We start from the raw sequence: 1,204 nt of genomic DNA, 5'->3' as shown, positions 1-1,204 counted from the left end.
CTAATTCCCAACATCACTTCGTTCAACACTGCATTCAGACTAGGCTGTTCCAGCCATCAGAATGCTTAGTTATTGTATGCAGTTATTTCAGCCGATTCTCTAATGTATTTATGATAGTTCTCAAAATTCCAATTATCGGTTCCATCAGAAGTCTTTGATATTCTTGAAAGTCTTTGTGTCCGTGAACTATGTTACATCTTACATTATAAACTAAGCTTAATATGGCTTTGCTTTTAATTTCTGCATCTTCACTTAAAAGATTTGTGGCTAGTTCTTTATCAGTCTTTTCTTGTCCTTGTCCATCTTGTAAATTGATGTGAAATACTTTTTTATTAATTAAATCAGCAATCTCAACTACTGATTTAATCCGCTTGTCTTTTGTTAGACTGTCAATAATATTTTCAGCTCCAACATAATCTCTGACAAAAAATGTTGCTCTTTTATAATCTCCAAATCCTTTTAATTTTTGGTCACTAACTGCCTCTTCTCTCAATGCGTCATTATACAGACGGTTAAACATTGGATAAAGCGTATTAAATTTTTCAAAAAGTGAAGCCAAATTGTCTTTTTTGATTTCACTATATCTCAGATTGTAGTTGGCGATATATTCTTTAGTTTCTTCAGTCATTATTTCTGGTCGAGATATTTCTTAAGGTCTTTAGCTAATACTCCGCCTGTTATTAATTTCCCAATTAAATCATCTGGTAGTATAAACCACGTTGAGTAACCTCTTGAATTTGGTTCGCCTAAACACACCTTTTTTCCGCTTATTTTATCTTTATCGTGAACTTCGTTTTCCGTAATGTTCCACCTTACACCAATTACATCATTTCCATTCCATTTAAGTTTTGCCACGGAATATTCGCCAGGAACTGCTCCACCATTATAAAGTACTGTAACGTTTTTGACATTTTTCCTTGGACTCAAAACAGTCGAAGGATGATTAATTCGGTATGGCATTTTTTTATAATTTTTTTGGTTAGCAGAATGTTTGTTTTAATTGCATACAACGGTCTAGTATAAGAATAGTAGCGGGTTATAAGGCACTAACTTTTCGGTTAAACACAGACCTTTATTATATTTACTTACTTGCGTTTTAGCGATTAAACCGCTATTATTTTTATACATTGTTGAACTCAACCTCCGGTAGCTAAAGGTTTACCATTGGTATATTGCTCATCAACAAACTCTTATAATGATGAGC

General features: G+C 33.2%; 2 protein-coding genes. Both read right to left on the bottom strand.

Annotated features, from left to right (window positions below; genetic code table 11):
* Positions 1-82: 82 nt before the first annotated feature.
* The gene (locus tag Q4534_RS24060) at positions 83-628 is read right to left on the bottom strand and encodes a hypothetical protein (protein ID WP_303615710.1); all 546 of its coding nucleotides are present in this window, start codon (positions 626-628) and stop codon (positions 83-85) included.
* On the bottom strand, positions 628-960 hold the full coding sequence (locus Q4534_RS24055) for a hypothetical protein (RefSeq protein WP_303615709.1): 333 nt from the start codon (positions 958-960) through the stop codon (positions 628-630). The genes Q4534_RS24060 and Q4534_RS24055 overlap by 1 nt, the downstream gene beginning before the upstream one ends.
* Positions 961-1,204 lie beyond the last annotated feature (244 nt).

Origin of the sequence: Cyclobacterium sp. 1_MG-2023 (genome assembly GCF_030546805.1) — a bacterium.
Lineage (GTDB): Bacteria > Bacteroidota > Bacteroidia > Cytophagales > Cyclobacteriaceae > Cyclobacterium.
Note: the sequence above shows the minus strand (reverse complement) of the source record. Positions and strands in the feature narration are given on the sequence as shown.